Source organism: Spirosoma flavus (assembly GCF_054778555.1).
This window is the reverse complement of record NZ_BAAGZL010000006.1, coordinates 141,337-155,143: the sequence shown is the minus strand read 5'-3', so window position 1 is coordinate 155,143 and position 13,807 is coordinate 141,337. Positions and strand designations below refer to the sequence as shown.

11 protein-coding genes are annotated in these 13,807 nt (G+C 49.2%); 2 read left to right on the top strand and 9 right to left on the bottom strand.

What is annotated here, in order from left to right; all coding sequences use genetic code 11:
• Positions 1–298: 298 nt before the first annotated feature.
• Positions 299–1,315: a LacI family DNA-binding transcriptional regulator gene (locus tag ACYVF1_RS26060; RefSeq protein ID WP_461084492.1), complete on the top strand. Its 1,017-nt coding sequence runs from the start codon at positions 299–301 to the stop codon at positions 1,313–1,315.
• A gap of 69 nt (positions 1,316–1,384) precedes the next feature.
• On the opposite strand, the gene ACYVF1_RS26055 is transcribed toward ACYVF1_RS26060, so the two are convergent.
• Positions 1,385–1,687, bottom strand: coding sequence for a DUF1330 domain-containing protein (locus tag ACYVF1_RS26055; RefSeq protein ID WP_461084490.1), 303 nt, complete (start codon positions 1,685–1,687; stop codon positions 1,385–1,387).
• Positions 1,688–1,843: 156 nt separating this feature from the next.
• Between ACYVF1_RS26055 and ACYVF1_RS26050 the strand changes: the two genes are divergently transcribed.
• The gene (locus ACYVF1_RS26050) at positions 1,844–3,724 is read left to right on the top strand and encodes a sensor histidine kinase (protein WP_461084488.1); all 1,881 of its coding nucleotides are present in this window, start codon (positions 1,844–1,846) and stop codon (positions 3,722–3,724) included.
• Between the two features lie 15 nt (positions 3,725–3,739).
• Here the strand turns inward: ACYVF1_RS26050 and ACYVF1_RS26045 are convergent, their stop codons facing one another.
• The 8 genes from ACYVF1_RS26045 to ACYVF1_RS26010 form a co-directional block, all read right to left on the bottom strand.
• On the bottom strand, positions 3,740–4,576 hold the full coding sequence (locus ACYVF1_RS26045) for a ThuA domain-containing protein (protein WP_461084486.1): 837 nt from the start codon (positions 4,574–4,576) through the stop codon (positions 3,740–3,742).
• A 105-nt stretch (positions 4,577–4,681) separates the two neighbouring features.
• A complete protein-coding gene (locus ACYVF1_RS26040) occupies positions 4,682–6,454 on the bottom strand; it encodes a sensor histidine kinase (protein WP_461084484.1) in 1,773 nt (590 codons plus the stop codon).
• A 25-nt stretch (positions 6,455–6,479) separates the two neighbouring features.
• Positions 6,480–7,604, bottom strand: coding sequence for a sensor protein KdpD (locus ACYVF1_RS26035; protein WP_461084482.1), 1,125 nt, complete (start codon positions 7,602–7,604; stop codon positions 6,480–6,482).
• A gap of 100 nt (positions 7,605–7,704) precedes the next feature.
• Positions 7,705–8,835 carry a porin gene (locus ACYVF1_RS26030; RefSeq protein ID WP_461084480.1) on the bottom strand — a complete coding sequence of 377 codons (1,131 nt, stop codon included), beginning with the start codon at positions 8,833–8,835 and terminating at the stop codon, positions 7,705–7,707.
• A gap of 36 nt (positions 8,836–8,871) precedes the next feature.
• Positions 8,872–9,435 carry a K(+)-transporting ATPase subunit C gene (locus ACYVF1_RS26025; RefSeq protein WP_461084478.1) on the bottom strand — a complete coding sequence of 188 codons (564 nt, stop codon included), beginning with the start codon at positions 9,433–9,435 and terminating at the stop codon, positions 8,872–8,874.
• Between the two features lie 51 nt (positions 9,436–9,486).
• Complete coding sequence (gene kdpB / locus ACYVF1_RS26020) at positions 9,487–11,538, bottom strand: potassium-transporting ATPase subunit KdpB (RefSeq protein WP_461084476.1); 2,052 nt, start codon at positions 11,536–11,538, stop codon at positions 9,487–9,489.
• Between the two features lie 129 nt (positions 11,539–11,667).
• On the bottom strand, positions 11,668–13,389 hold the full coding sequence (gene kdpA / locus ACYVF1_RS26015) for a potassium-transporting ATPase subunit KdpA (protein ID WP_461084474.1): 1,722 nt from the start codon (positions 13,387–13,389) through the stop codon (positions 11,668–11,670).
• A gap of 12 nt (positions 13,390–13,401) precedes the next feature.
• Positions 13,402–13,482: a potassium-transporting ATPase subunit F gene (locus ACYVF1_RS26010; RefSeq protein ID WP_461084845.1), complete on the bottom strand. Its 81-nt coding sequence runs from the start codon at positions 13,480–13,482 to the stop codon at positions 13,402–13,404.
• Between the last annotated feature and the right edge of the window lie 325 nt (positions 13,483–13,807).

Below are 13,807 nucleotides of genomic sequence, written 5' to 3'. Positions count from 1 at the left end.
CTAATGAACGCATTATAATACCTGATGCAAAAAAGGATAGCCGAAAATTGTCTTTTTTGTAGGAAAGACAATGGATCGTATACAGTTGTTTTTCTAAAAGTAGAAAGTAAGACTAATTAGGATGTTTTTTATATTGAAATTATTCAAGATATTTATTCACGCAATCGTTATCGGGAACGTTGTCGGGTTTTCATTTTAGAAATGAATTGTGCGCGCCAAACGGCTATCTGACCGGCCATTTATCCATTACCAAACCCGCAAGTTTATTGGTGTTTTTGTATTTTACTAGTATTTGATTTTGGTTACTGTCACCATAAAAGATATTGCCCGGGATTTAAACCTCTCCACATCGACGGTCTCAAGAGCGTTGCGGGACAGCTATGAAATCAATCCGGAAACCAAACGATTAGTCACTGAGTACGCCGAACGGCTTAACTATCGTCCTAATCCTATTGCACTTAGCCTGAAAGAGAACCGTAGTCGGGTTATCGGTGTGATCGTTCCTCAGATTGCCAACAACTTCTTCTCGCAGGTCATCAACGGTATTGAAGCCGCTGCCCATGACCGCGGATACCATGTTATCATTTTTCAAAGTCACGAGTCATACGAGCAGGAGATGGTGACCTTGCAGCAGGCCGTAGCCCGGAAAGTCGACGGTTTGTTGATTTCGTTGTCAAGCAGTACGTCCGATCTGTCGCAGATTAAGGAGCTGCAGCAACGAAAACTGCCTATCGTACTCTTTGATCGGGTGGCGAATGATCTGGATATTCTGTGTGTGACGGCCGATAATTTTGGTGGCGCTTTTGCCGCTACCGAACACCTGATTCAGACCGGCCGTCGACGTATTGCCCACCTTGCGATTCCGCCCCACATTTCCATCACGCAGGAGCGTCTGGCGGGCTACCGGGCGGCTCTTGAAAAATACGGCATTCCGTACGACGAAAATCTGATACGTTATGCGAGCTTCGGTCAGAATGAAGTAGAGCCCATTATTGACGACTTGTTAAGCCATAATCCTGACGCTTTTTTTGCCGCCAGCGACCGATTATCGACCAGTTGTCTGGCTGCGTTAAAAAACCGAAATATTGCCATACCTGAGCAGGTTTCACTGATTGGCTTCACCAATTTACCCGTTGCCGATTTGCTGGCTCCGCCCATGAGCACGGTTGAACAGCCAGCCCTGGAAATCGGTCAGACGGCAGCCGAACAACTCATCAATATCATTGAGGGTAAGCAGAAAGATGTGCATCCCGGCACAAATCGCATTCCAACCACAATGGTTGTCCGCGCATCGTCGCAACCGGGCGGGCTATAGCGTTGCTTGTCTTCCTTCCGCTCCGGTGATCCGGCTGCGTCAGGATGACAAAAACACGGCTCATAATTCTCAGAGTTTTGCGCCCTGAATCAGAATAGCCGTTTTGACCGATTGCTCTTTCAGGTGCAAAAACTGCTTCCGGCTTTCGTCCTGACTGAAGGCGTGAAAGTCCGCTTCATTATCAAATTTCACCAGATGAATTTCATACGGTTTATCCATCTGATGTTCAATGTAGGCATCGTCGGAGGGGCGTACACGTAGCAGGAGCTGGCCATTGTATTTCGCAATCAGCGGAATCGCTACGTCTTCAAATTCATGAAACACTGCTTCCTGGCCTTCCTTGATGTAAATCAACTGCGTAAAGTAAATCATATAACAGGAAATGGGTGCTAATCCCGTATTGAAATTAGCACCTCAAATGAATGGATTACATACTCGCAAGATAAGCGGAATGACTTCGTTAAAGAATATTCGTCAAAGGTATTTCTGTATCTTTCAACGTATTAAATAGCTGTCCAGGATATTATTATGAGAGTAAGGCATTACTTCGCCAGCGTATTACCGACCGTAGTCGTTTTGATGCTATCGGTAATTGCCGGGTTAGCGCAGAGTAATCTGACCGATAGCTTAAAGGTATCCAGAGCTGAAGTTGTCCACATCAAACGACTTAGAGCGGGTTTACAGCAAAATAATCGCTTGCTGGACAAAGAGGTAGCCGAATCGCTTCTGTCCGTTGCCCACCAGTTGAATGATCCTGCCAGCCAGGTAGTAGCGCTGTGCCAGCTGGCGAGTTCTCAATGGCAGGAAGAACAGACTCAGACGGCCAGTACGACGCTTAATGAAGCTGTGGCCAAAGTTGCTCTGCTACGTGACCAGCGTGAAGCAAGCTGGGCAATGGGTATGGTTGGCGAATTGATGAAACAGAAAAACGGTACCAACCTGCTGCCGGTTCTGCAAACGCTTGGCCAGTCATTAGGACGTACTGCCGTAACTACCAGAATACGAGGAAACCCGTCGGGAGGTCGGATAGAAAAACAGAGCGAAGAAGTATTCTCCGTGCCTGTGCCGTCGATGCCTTCCCTGCAGACGAATCACACGCGCGAGCGGTTGTCGGTGGAAAAACTGACCAGATCGCTCCCCCTTTCCCTGCATTTTTCTGAACGGTGGTTAGATAGTCTGGTTCAGAGTCGCCTTCAACCTACTCCGGTGGTGAAGGAGTTGACGGAGAAAAAGAAGCTTCGGGACTCGAGCCGGGAACTGAGCCGGTCGTTTGCGCAGAAAGGTGATTACGCAAACGCTTACAACTACTACGTTCAATACACCGCTTATAAAGATAGTCTGGCTGCGGAGGTGACAGCCCGCCATTTGGCGGCAATTCAGTTTAAACAAGCCTCGCAGAAGAAAGAAGCGCAGATTAAACTGCTGACTACCGAGCGGCAATTACGTGATCAGGAGGCCAGACAGCAGCGGTTGGTGATGTTCGCATTCATCGGTTTGGCGGGCCTTTTGCTGGCTTTTTCTGTAAACCTGGTCCGTACAAATCGTCAGCGGCATCGTACCAATCAACAGTTGAATAATCAGAAAGTAGCGCTTGAGAATACACTGACTGAGCTAAAAACGACTCAAAATCAATTGATTCAGTCGGAGAAGATGGCGGCTCTTGGTGAAATGACGGCGGGTATCGCCCACGAAATTCAGAATCCGCTCAATTTTGTCAACAACTTTTCAGAAGTATCGGTCGAACTGGTCGATGAGCTTGTCGAAATTCAAAAGGAAGACCCTTCGGATGAAGAATTGCAAACGGAACTACTGACTGATCTCAAGCTGAATCTTCAGAAAATTACGCAGCACGGCGGACGGGCTTCGGCCATCGTCAAAGGCATGCTTGAGCACAGCCGAACCGTTACCGGCGAGAAAGAACCAACCGACCTGAATAGCTTGGTAGAGGAGCAACTTCGGCTTGCCTACCATTCCTTTCAGGCTAAAGAACGCTCTTTTGAAGCCATACTAACTACACAGTTTGATGCCAACCTGAGTCCGGTAAACGTAGTGAGGCCTGAAATTGGCCGTGTGTTGCTTAACCTATACAGTAATGCTTTTTATGCGATTCATCAAAAGCTGCTTACCGCTTCAGCCGATTATAAACCTGAAATCAGGGTTCGTTCGAACCAGGATGGTCGACAGGTTACTATAACGGTTTGGGACAACGGTATGGGTATTCCGGCAGCAGCTCATGATAAAATCTTTCAGCCTTTCTTCACCACCAAACCCACCGGCGCAGGTACTGGGTTAGGACTGTCGTTGAGTTACGATATCATCACAAAAGGCTACGGCGGAACACTGACGGTTGCTACTGAAGTTGGCCAGTTTACGGAGTTTACCATTACGCTGCCCTTGACTGCTACGTAGCCGTTCAGGATACGTTTATCGAATCGGCGTATCGCGTGAATCGGCGTAGGCTTTGCTGAAATCAATTTTTTTGACCTGCCCCGCTACGTAACGAATCCCCTGAAAAATGTGCTTGATAAACAGGTCGTCGCTGAGGTAATCGGTTTTGGCGTGGCCAAGCGTTGTGCACCACGTATAACCCCCATCGAAGTTGTAGTACCAGGCCGACGGATACAATTCAGTGTACGAACCGCCGAACATTTTCACTTTTTCGGGCTCATCCTGATTGAGTGTGGTTATGTCGTTCGCCATAATGACGGTTGGGCCGGGCGACATATTTTTGGTGAAATAAAACTCATCTTCGCGCTCCCAGCTTTTCGGAATCGACTGCATCGACGGATTTTTGGTATCGAGCACTTCAATGCGGAATTTCTGAAATTTCGGGTGCCAGGCGAACGTACCGCCAATCATCCGTTTGAACCAGGTCCAGTTACGCTCGGTACCCATTACCGAATGAATACCCACAAAACCACCCCCGGCTTCAACGTAGCGCCGAAACGCCAGCCGTTGTTCATCGGTGTCGAAAACGTCGTTGTTGGTGCTGGCAAAAACGAGGAGTGTATATTTCTTTAGATTGTTTTCGGTGAAAATACCTGGCTGTGCCGACGTATCGACGCCAAAACCATACTGCTGACCCAGTTTCTGAATGCACAGTTTCGCATTGGCGAGGTTGTCGTGTACGTAGCCTTTGCCGTTTTTGGTGTAAACCAGAACTCTAACATTTTTCCAGTTCACCTCCTGACTCCAGCTAATGTTTATTGTGAGCAGGCAAACGATAATGCTGGTAATGAGTACGTTGATTAATCGAAACATCTTCTAAAAGGAGTTAATACGTCTATAAGTCTGGATAGACGTTAATCTACGCTTTGGAGAACGTAGCGCGGACGGTCGGCCGCTGCCGTGGCAACCCGCACTACGTTACGCTACGTTCAGCCGGAAGAAGAACGATGCGCCGGGCGTTACGTCGTTGTGCAGGCCAACTTCGCCACCCATCGACTGGATGAATTCTTTGGAAATAGCCAGACCCAACCCGGTTCCGCTCAATTGTCCATTTAAACCTGGTGCCCGGAAATACCGCTCGAACACTCGTTCGCGGTGTTCAGGGCGGAGGCCAGGGCCGAAATCGCGAACGGTAAATTCTACCTGTGAAGCATCTTGTTGGACTGAAATGTCGATCTGGCTATCGTCGGGACTGTGACGTAGCGCGTTCGACAGAAAATTGATTAAAACCCACGAAGCCTTGTCAGGGTCAGCTTTTACGGTGGGCAGGTTGCTGGCAAGTGCTACGTTGAAACGGACGTTTTTCTGGTCGGCCTGCGTACGTAGCGCATTGGTGGCCGTCTGGATTAAATCGTTGGGCGGCACGGCGTGCACCTGCAACTGAATCTGCCCCGATTCGACCTGCGCCATGTTAGTGAGTTCGCCCGTTATTGCCAGCAGTCGGTCGGCGTTTTCGCGGATGCTTCTTACCATCTGCTGCTGTTCTTCGTTTAGCTGGCCGACACGTTCGTTGGTGAGCAATGTGAGGCTCAGTTTGATGGCCGAAATGGGCGTTTTCAATTCGTGCGATACCGTAGCGATGAAATTAGTTTTAGCTAAATCGAGCTCTTTATAAGCAGTAATATTTTGTAAAACAATGACGTACCCAGCCTGAATGGGCTGCTGTTCGCCCGTGGGCGTTACGTCGACGGATTGAATCTGTTTCGTATAATAACTTTCCTTCCCCTGCCCCGACGTTCCAGGATCGTAGATTTTCAGCAACGTAGCAGGCCCATCGTTACGTTGCTGAACAATGGCCGGTTCGTCGGCATCATCGAGCATAATGTCCTGAATAAGGGTTCGCATCAGGTCATTAGTCGATGCTACGTCGGGGGCATATTTGCCGATTAGCTGCGCTTCCGAAACGCCCAGAAGTCGGCTGGCGACGGGATTGACAAACAGGATTCTGCGTTTTTCGTCGAGACCGATAATACCGTCGTTCATAATCTGAACCAACGTATCGATACGTTTCTTGGCGAACAATACGCGGGCCAGATTCGAGTGTTCGTATTCATCCAGTTTCTGCGCCATCGAGTTGAATGAACGAGCCAGTTCGCCAAATTCATCGCTCGATCGGATGTGCAAACGCTGCTCGAAATTGCGGCTGGCAATCTGTTTGATCCCCTGCGTGAGTTCACGTACCGGATTGGCAATGTAGCTGGGAATGTTCACCACAAACGAAAAAACGACCAGCACGCACAACGTAGCAACCACCGTGAGCCAGAGTAGCGCGTCATCGGCGGTCTGTTTGGCGGTTTCACTTTTGCGAACGATGGCTTCCCGATTCAACTCATCCAGCGCGAACAGATTCTGCTGAATTTGATTGATTATCAATGTATCAGACTTGTTGATGCGCAGCCGGTTAAAATCCCGACGTAGTAAAGCTGTTATTTTCTGTTCGCCGACTTCGGTGATATTACGTTCCTGTTTTTTGAGGTTTTCGTCAAAATCAGCTAGGGCGTCGCGGTCGTTTAAGTTGGCGAGCGCTTTCTGCATGTTCGTGGCAAACTCAACTGAAATGTAATTGTCTTTCAGAATCGCCTGAGAATCATCGGAAAGTCGGTTGAGGTAATACACGCCCAGCCCGCCCAGCAGCAGAATAATGCTGAAAAGAAACGTCAGAGAGAGCGCTATTTTGGCTTTGATTGTCATAAGCAGAAGCAAAGAAAATGCTGCATCAGGATAAAATAATCAGGTCGGTATCGGAGGCCGAAAGTTTGGTTAATAACTGGTTGAATGCATTCGTTCGGAGAATCACTTCGATCAACGTAAAATGCGGTTTGCCGATGCAGATGGTTGTTACGTTCCGTTTTTCGGCCTCATCCACAATGCTCTTAAAAATACTCGAACTTTTTACCTGAATCACTTCGGCTCCCAATTCTGTTGCCAGTTTAAGATTATTGATCAAATGGCGTTGTAAATCAAGGCGAATTCGGTCGGGGCGTTCGGCGGGTGTCTGCACATACAGGACGTACCAGCGCGAGTTGTAATAAGCCGCCAGCCGCGCCGTTTTGCGGATAACCCGACGCGCCGTTTCCGGATTCGAACTGATACTAGCCAGAAATCGCTCAGGTTTCGATTGGGCATTTGTCGGAAAAGTGTTTTCAATTTTCCGTTCTACGGCGGTTGCTACTTCACGTAACGCCAGCTCACGCAGTTGCAGAATTTTTTCGGGCTGAAAGAAGTTAGCCAGCGCCGTTTGCACCTTCGCTTTGTCGTAAATCTTCCCGTCTCTGAGCCGATTAATGAGCTCATCGGCGGTCAGGTCGATATTCACCACTTCATCCGCTACGTGCAAAACACGGTCGGGCACGCGCTCTGTTACGTCGATGTTGGTGATGCTGTGCACTTCGTCGTACAAACTCTCAATGTGTTGAATATTAACCGCGCTGATTACGTTGATACCTGCGTCCAGAATTTCCAGTACGTCCTGCCAGCGCTTTTCGTTTTTCGAACCGGGGATGTTGGTGTGCGCCAGTTCATCCACAATCACCAGCTCAGGGTGTGTATTGAGGATGGCCTGTACATCCATTTCTTCCAGCTCGCGTCCCTTGTAGAACAGTCGCCGGCGGGGAATGATGGGTAATCCTTCGGTAAGCGCTTGTGTTTCAATGCGGTTATGCGTTTCGATGAAACCGATTTTTACATCGATACCGCTACGTAGCAGGGCGTGCGCTTCCTGAAGCATCCGGTACGATTTACCGACGCCCGCGCTCATACCGATGTAAATCTTGAATTTACCCCGGCGCGACTCCTGAATGAGTCGAAGAAAATTCTCTGCCGATTGGTCGTTAGGTGTCATTGAACGTAGTATGAAAAGGCGCCGACAGGCTCTGGCCGTTGGTTTTACTTACTTAGTCGCTATCGCGACTTCAACAGCCGGAGCCTGTTGGGGCCTAAAATCAAAAACTAACGGCCAGGCTCGTCGTCAGCGACGTATTGGTTTGGCTCAACGCGTTTCCGGTTTCAAAAATGGCGTCTTTGCTGGAGTAGAGTTTTCCCTCTATCCGGAAAAGCGCATTCGGCAAAATGGCGTAATCGTAATTGAGCGAATAGCCCCAGGTTTGAAAGCCATTTAACGTACCAGTGCTGATAATCACGCCATTTTTGTCGTCGTAATATTCGATACGTCCGGCCAGGTTGCTACGTTCACTGGTACGTAGTCGGGCGATCACCACGGGCGAATACCACACGTACGAACCATTACCTACGCGTTGGCCTGTTCGAGGATCGGCAATGGGTTTGCGGTCAGACCCAATGTCGAAACCGAACGTAACGGCCAGCTTGCCGTTTGGGTTGATGATGGCGTAAAAGTTGTTGAAAAAACGCCCTTGCTTCAGCGAATCCGGCCGGTCGGAACCGATGAACGTACTCCAGTTCAAAATCAGTTTGTCACTCGGCTTGTACTGAATCTGCGTGCTGATGGCGGGGCCACTGTAGCCGTCCAGCTTTTTGATACGTTGCCAGCCGTTGAGAACCGATCCTAACAACGTCCATTTTCCATTCGGCGTGTTGTAGGTCAGTTTGGCGCCTGCCAGATAGTAGGGCGAATTCTCGGCTAACAGACTGCGTGTCAGCGTCCAGCAATCTTTCGAAATGGCGCTTTCAAACCCAATATGCGATGTGAAAATACCTGCATCGAACCATAAATCACGGTTTTTGCTGAGCTTCACGCCCGCGTTGGCTTCATAAACATGTCTCAACAATTCCTGTTCGGCAGCATAGTTATATTGTGCATACGTACCGGCCTGGATCGCCAGATTGGCACGCACGCGCTCACTTGAATAAGCTGCTTTTATGAACGCCAGATTTACATTCACTTCGCGATTGCGTTTGTGATTATAAACAAATCCTGGCCGTTCCTGCGCGGTTTTGGGAGCCGTAAAGTCGTGCACGTAATACGCTTCGATATACCCGCTAATCGCTAATCCAGACGTAGCGCCCGATCCTGTTGAATCAGGAGGCTGCGCCAGAGCGGGTAAAATTGTTGCAAAGCCAAAGGCAGTCAGCAACAGAAAAAGAAAAATTTTCATGGGTGTTTTGTTGTACGTTGTACTAGGAGAAAAGGATTACTTAAGCTTGTCCAGTTCAATATTTAACGCCAGTACGTTCACGGTCGATGGACCGAATAAACCCAGCAATGGGCCTTTGGTTTGTTGATCAACGAGTTGGTTCAGTCGTTCGGCTGAGAGACCGCGAATTTTGGCAATTCGGGCCATTTGAATTTTGGCCGCTGCGGGCGATACGTCGGGGTCGAGGCCAGAGCCGGAAGCTGTAACAAGTTCAGCAGGAATGGCCGATTTTTGAACGGTTGGGTTATGCACCAGAAACGTATCGATACGTGCCTGAACTGTTTTCAGGTAATCGGGATTGCTCGGCCCTTTGTTGGAGCCGGCTGATCCAGCCGCGTTATAATCCACCGCCGACGGACGCCCGTTGAAATAGCGATCCTGCGTAAACGACTGTCCGATAAGTTTATACCCAACAACTTTACCATTTACGATAACCGTTTCTCCTTTACCTCCGCCCGGAGCCAGCCGCGAAATACCGGCAACAACCAACGGATAAATAACGACTAATAAAACCAGCATGAGCAACGTGAGTCGAATGGCTGTACTAAGATGAGTTTTCATTATTTTAATTTTTTATAGGCCCCGACAGCCGGAGCCTGTCGGGGCCTTTTTTTACACAAATATTCCGACGAGTAAATCAATTAGTTTAATACCGATAAAGGGTGCTACGAGGCCGCCGAAGCCATAGATAAACAGGTTCCGACGTAGCAGGGCGCTGGCCCCAATTGGTTTGTATTCCACACCACGTAGCGCCAACGGAATCAGCAATGGAATGATGATCGCATTGAAAATAACCGCTGATAGAATCGCCGATTCGGGACTATGTAAGCGCATCAAATTCAGACTTTGCAGCGCCGGAATGCTGACCACAAACAGCGCCGGAACGATGGCGAAATATTTTGCTACGTCGTTGGCGATGCTGAACGTAGTGAGTGTACCGCGCGTAATGAGCAACTGCTTCCCAATTTCCACTACCTCAATTAGTTTGGTCGGGTCGTTGTCGAGGTCGACCATGTTACCGGCTTCTTTGGCGGCCTGCGTTCCGGAGTTCATGGCTACGCCCACGTCGGCCTGGGCAAGTGCCGGGGCATCGTTCGTTCCATCGCCCATCATGGCCACTAGTTTGCCACCGGTTTGCTCGCGACGGATGTAGTTCATTTTGTCTTCCGGTTTAGCTTCAGCAATGAAATCATCAACGCCCGCCTTACCCGCAATGAATTTGGCCGTCAGTGGATTATCGCCCGTAACCATCACCGTTTTGACGCCCATTTTCCGCAGCCGGTCGAAGCGTTCTGAAATGCCGGGCTTGATAATATCCTGCAATTCAATAACGCCTTTAACTTCTTCGTTGAGCGCAACCACCAGTGGGGTTCCGCCATTGGCCGCAATTTCCTGCGCTTTCGTTTCGGTCTCTTTTGGGAACTGATTACCAGCCCGTTCGACGATGTTACGTATCGAATCGGTAGCGCCTTTGCGAATGCGTTCGCCAGTTGGTAAATCGATGCCTGATGAACGTGTTTCGGCCGTGAACTTGATCAGCTTAGCGTTAGCCGTATTTAGATTCCGCCTGACATCACTACCCGCCAATTCAACAATTGATTTGCCTTCTGGCGTATCGTCGGCCAGCGAACTGAGCGCCGATATACGTATCATGTCGGCCTGTTTAATGCCGGGTGCCGGGTAAAAATTCGTGGCTTTACGGTTGCCGATGGTTATCGTGCCGGTTTTGTCGAGCAGCAACGTATCGACGTCGCCCGCCGTTTCCACCGCCCGGCCCGATTTAGCAATTACGTTGGCACGTAGCGCGCGGTCCATACCGGCAATACCAATGGCCGAAAGAAGTCCGCCAATGGTCGTTGGAATCAGGCAGACAAACAGCGAAATCAGCGCGGCAATGGTAATGGACGTATTGGCATAATCGGCGAAGGGTTTCAGCGCTACGCAAACGATAATAAAAATCAACGTAAAGCCCGCCAGCAGAATCGTCAGCGCAATTTCGTTGGGTGTTTTCTGACGTGACGCTCCTTCAACCAGTGCGATCATTTTGTCCAGAAATGACTCCCCCGGCTGTGTCGTCACCATCACTTTTATCCGGTCCGATAGCACTTTCGTGCCACCTGTTACCGACGATTTATCACCACCTGCTTCACGTATCACCGGTGCCGATTCGCCCGTAATGGCCGATTCGTCAATGGTCGCCAGCCCTTCAATAATTTCGCCATCCGACGGAATAATGTCGCCCGGTTCGCAGATGAATACGTCACCTTTTTTGAGTTGTGCTGACGAAATGGTCTGAATTTCATCCAGCTTATACTCACCAATCGGGCGGATCACTTTGGCGGGTGTTTCCTGCCGGGTTTTACGTAACGATTCGGCTTGTGCTTTACCACGTGCTTCGGCGATGGCTTCGGCGAAATTGGCAAAGAGCACTGTGATAAGCAGAATGAACGTAACGGTCAGGTTATAAACCAGCGACCCCTGCGTGGTATCGCCCGAAAAGGCGACGTACGCCGTTACCAGAATCATGATAAACGTACCGATTTCAACGGTAAACATGACTGGATTTTTAATCAATATAGTGGGATTCAATTTGACAAATGACTCCCGAAGTGCTGCCCTGACAAGGCTACCTTGAAAAAGAGAAGCGGAAGATTGCTTAGCCATTTTATTTGACTTTGATAAAAATAATTTCTGAACCGGGATTGAGCAGATTGATGGATTTTCAGGATTTTGTTATTGATGAATGCGCTTCTTTGAAGCGAAAAACAAAATCCTGAAAATCCATCAATCTGCTCAATCCCGGTTCAGACTAAAGTATTCGGCCAGCGGGCCCAGTGCCAGCGCCGGGAAAAACGATAAGGCCGTAAGAATGACAATGACCGCGAAAATCATCAGGCCGAACGTAGCGGTATCCACGGGCAACGTACCAGACGATTCGGGAACGTATTTCTTGTTCGCCAGCAAACCTGCAATGGCTACCGGGCCGATAATCGGAACGTAGCGCCCCAGAAGCAGTACAAAACCAGTTGATACGTTCCAGAAAATGTTGTTATCACCCAGCCCTTCGAAGCCGGAACCGTTGTTGGCGTTAGCCGATGTCATTTCATACAGCATTTCCGAGAAGCCGTGAAAAGCGGGGTTGTTTAGCCAGGCTGACGGTTTTACCGCCCCGGCAGCATCGCCATATTGGATAAATATCCAGGCCGCGAGCGCTGTACCGCCTTTTACCAGCAGGGCGCTCAGGAGGGCAACCAGTGAGGCAATTTTGATTTCGCGCGCTTCCACTTTTCGCCCGAAAAGTTCGGGAGTTCGACCGACCATCAGGCCGGAGATGAAGACTGCGATAATCAGAAAGTAGTAGAAGTTCAGTAAGCCCGCACCGACACCACCGTAGAACGCATTAACCATCATGCCCAGCAGTTCCATCGCTCCCGAAAGAGCCATGGATGAGTCATGCATCGAATTGACGGAACCTGTTGAAATTATGGTGGTTACAATGCTCCAGTAGGCCGAAGCCAGTGGCCCAAACCGCACTTCTTTACCTTCCATCGCGCCCGTCGGCTGAGCGATACCCAATTGAGCAATGGCCGGATTACCGTGTAGTTCGGTGGTAATAGTTGGAATCAGCAATAAGAGCATACCGATTGTCATGACGCCGTAAATCATCCAGGCAAACCGTTTCCGATTGATGAAGAAGCCCAGCGCGAAAATCATGGCAATCGGCAGCACCATCTGCGCGACCATTTCAACCATGTTGGTCAGGTAACTTGGGTTTTCGAGCGGGTGAGCCGAGTTGACACCAAACCAGCCACCGCCGTTGGTTCCCAAGTGTTTAATGGCAATCATGCCAGCCGCCGGTCCGCGCGATACGTTGACGGTATCGCCCTGCAACGTAGTGATCGTGTCTTTGCCATCGAACGAAGCGGGCGTGCCGTTGAATGCCAGAATGAAAGCAATAAGCAGCGAGCCAGGCAGCAAAATTCGCGTAACTGCCCGGGTAAACAGAACGTAAAAATTACCGACTGTTTCGGTACGTTCCGGCAGAAAGGAGCGGAATAGCAGCACTGCAGCCGCCATACCCGTTGCCGCCGATACAAACATCAGAAACATCATCACCGCCAACTGCGTCAGATACGTAGCACCCGATTCTCCGGAATAGTGCTGCAGATCGCAGTTAACCAGAAACGAGATGGCTGAGTTAAACGCCAGATCGGGCGTCTGCGACGGGTTTCCATCCGGATTCAATGGCAGAATGCCTTGACATAACAGAAAACAGAAGGCGAGGAGAAACCATACTACGTTGATTGTCAGCAGGGCTGTCAGGTTTTGTTTCCAGTTCAGATCGGCCGTTTCCGAAACACCACCCAGACGATAGATAAATCGCTCCAGCGGTTTCATAAAATCAGTGAGTGTTGGCTCACCTTTGAATACTCGGGCCAGGTATTTGCCCAGCGGGATTGCCAGCAGCACGGTCAGCGCATACATAGCAATCACACCAAACCATTCAGTTGTCATACAGGTAATTAGTTAAAATTTTTCGGGTCGTATCAGCACATACAGCATGTAGGCGAAGACCAGTAGCGAGATGATAAAAACGAGTGTGAGCATTTTTAAAGAGCGAAAGAATGAAAGAGTGAATGAGCGAAAGAGTGATGCGCTGATTTCCGCTCTTTCACTCTTTTAAATATTTTCGAACCAGTCGATGGTTTTGTAAAAGATGGCGAAGCAGAGCAGGGCCAACATCAGAAGCAGCAGGGCAAGACTCATAAAACGGGTTGATTAAATGTTGTCGAGCCATTTATGCCAAACTTTGTTCCATCTACACGTAGTATCGAATATTCTTGGGTTATACTTCTGATTTACAGTGATTTAGTTTTGATGATTCGTTTGTTGATAACTAATAACAAAAAGCGACCTTACCAAAATGGTAGGG

Bases quoted from the DNA above. Each gene is read 5' to 3' on its own strand.
- ACYVF1_RS26055 (WP_461084490.1), bottom strand. From the start codon at position 1,687: ATGATTTACTTTACGCAGTTGATTTACATCAAGGAAGGCCAGGAAGCA.
- ACYVF1_RS26050 (WP_461084488.1), top strand. From the start codon at position 1,844: ATGAGAGTAAGGCATTACTTCGCCAGCGTATTACCGACCGTAGTCGTT.
- ACYVF1_RS26045 (WP_461084486.1), bottom strand. From the start codon at position 4,576: ATGTTTCGATTAATCAACGTACTCATTACCAGCATTATCGTTTGCCTG.
- ACYVF1_RS26040 (WP_461084484.1), bottom strand. From the start codon at position 6,454: ATGACAATCAAAGCCAAAATAGCGCTCTCTCTGACGTTTCTTTTCAGC.
- ACYVF1_RS26035 (WP_461084482.1), bottom strand. From the start codon at position 7,604: ATGACACCTAACGACCAATCGGCAGAGAATTTTCTTCGACTCATTCAG.
- ACYVF1_RS26030 (WP_461084480.1), bottom strand. From the start codon at position 8,835: ATGAAAATTTTTCTTTTTCTGTTGCTGACTGCCTTTGGCTTTGCAACA.
- ACYVF1_RS26025 (WP_461084478.1), bottom strand. From the start codon at position 9,435: ATGAAAACTCATCTTAGTACAGCCATTCGACTCACGTTGCTCATGCTG.
- kdpB (WP_461084476.1), bottom strand. From the start codon at position 11,538: ATGGCTAAGCAATCTTCCGCTTCTCTTTTTCAAGGTAGCCTTGTCAGG.
- kdpA (WP_461084474.1), bottom strand. From the start codon at position 13,389: ATGACAACTGAATGGTTTGGTGTGATTGCTATGTATGCGCTGACCGTG.
- ACYVF1_RS26010 (WP_461084845.1), bottom strand. From the start codon at position 13,482: ATGCTCACACTCGTTTTTATCATCTCGCTACTGGTCTTCGCCTACATG.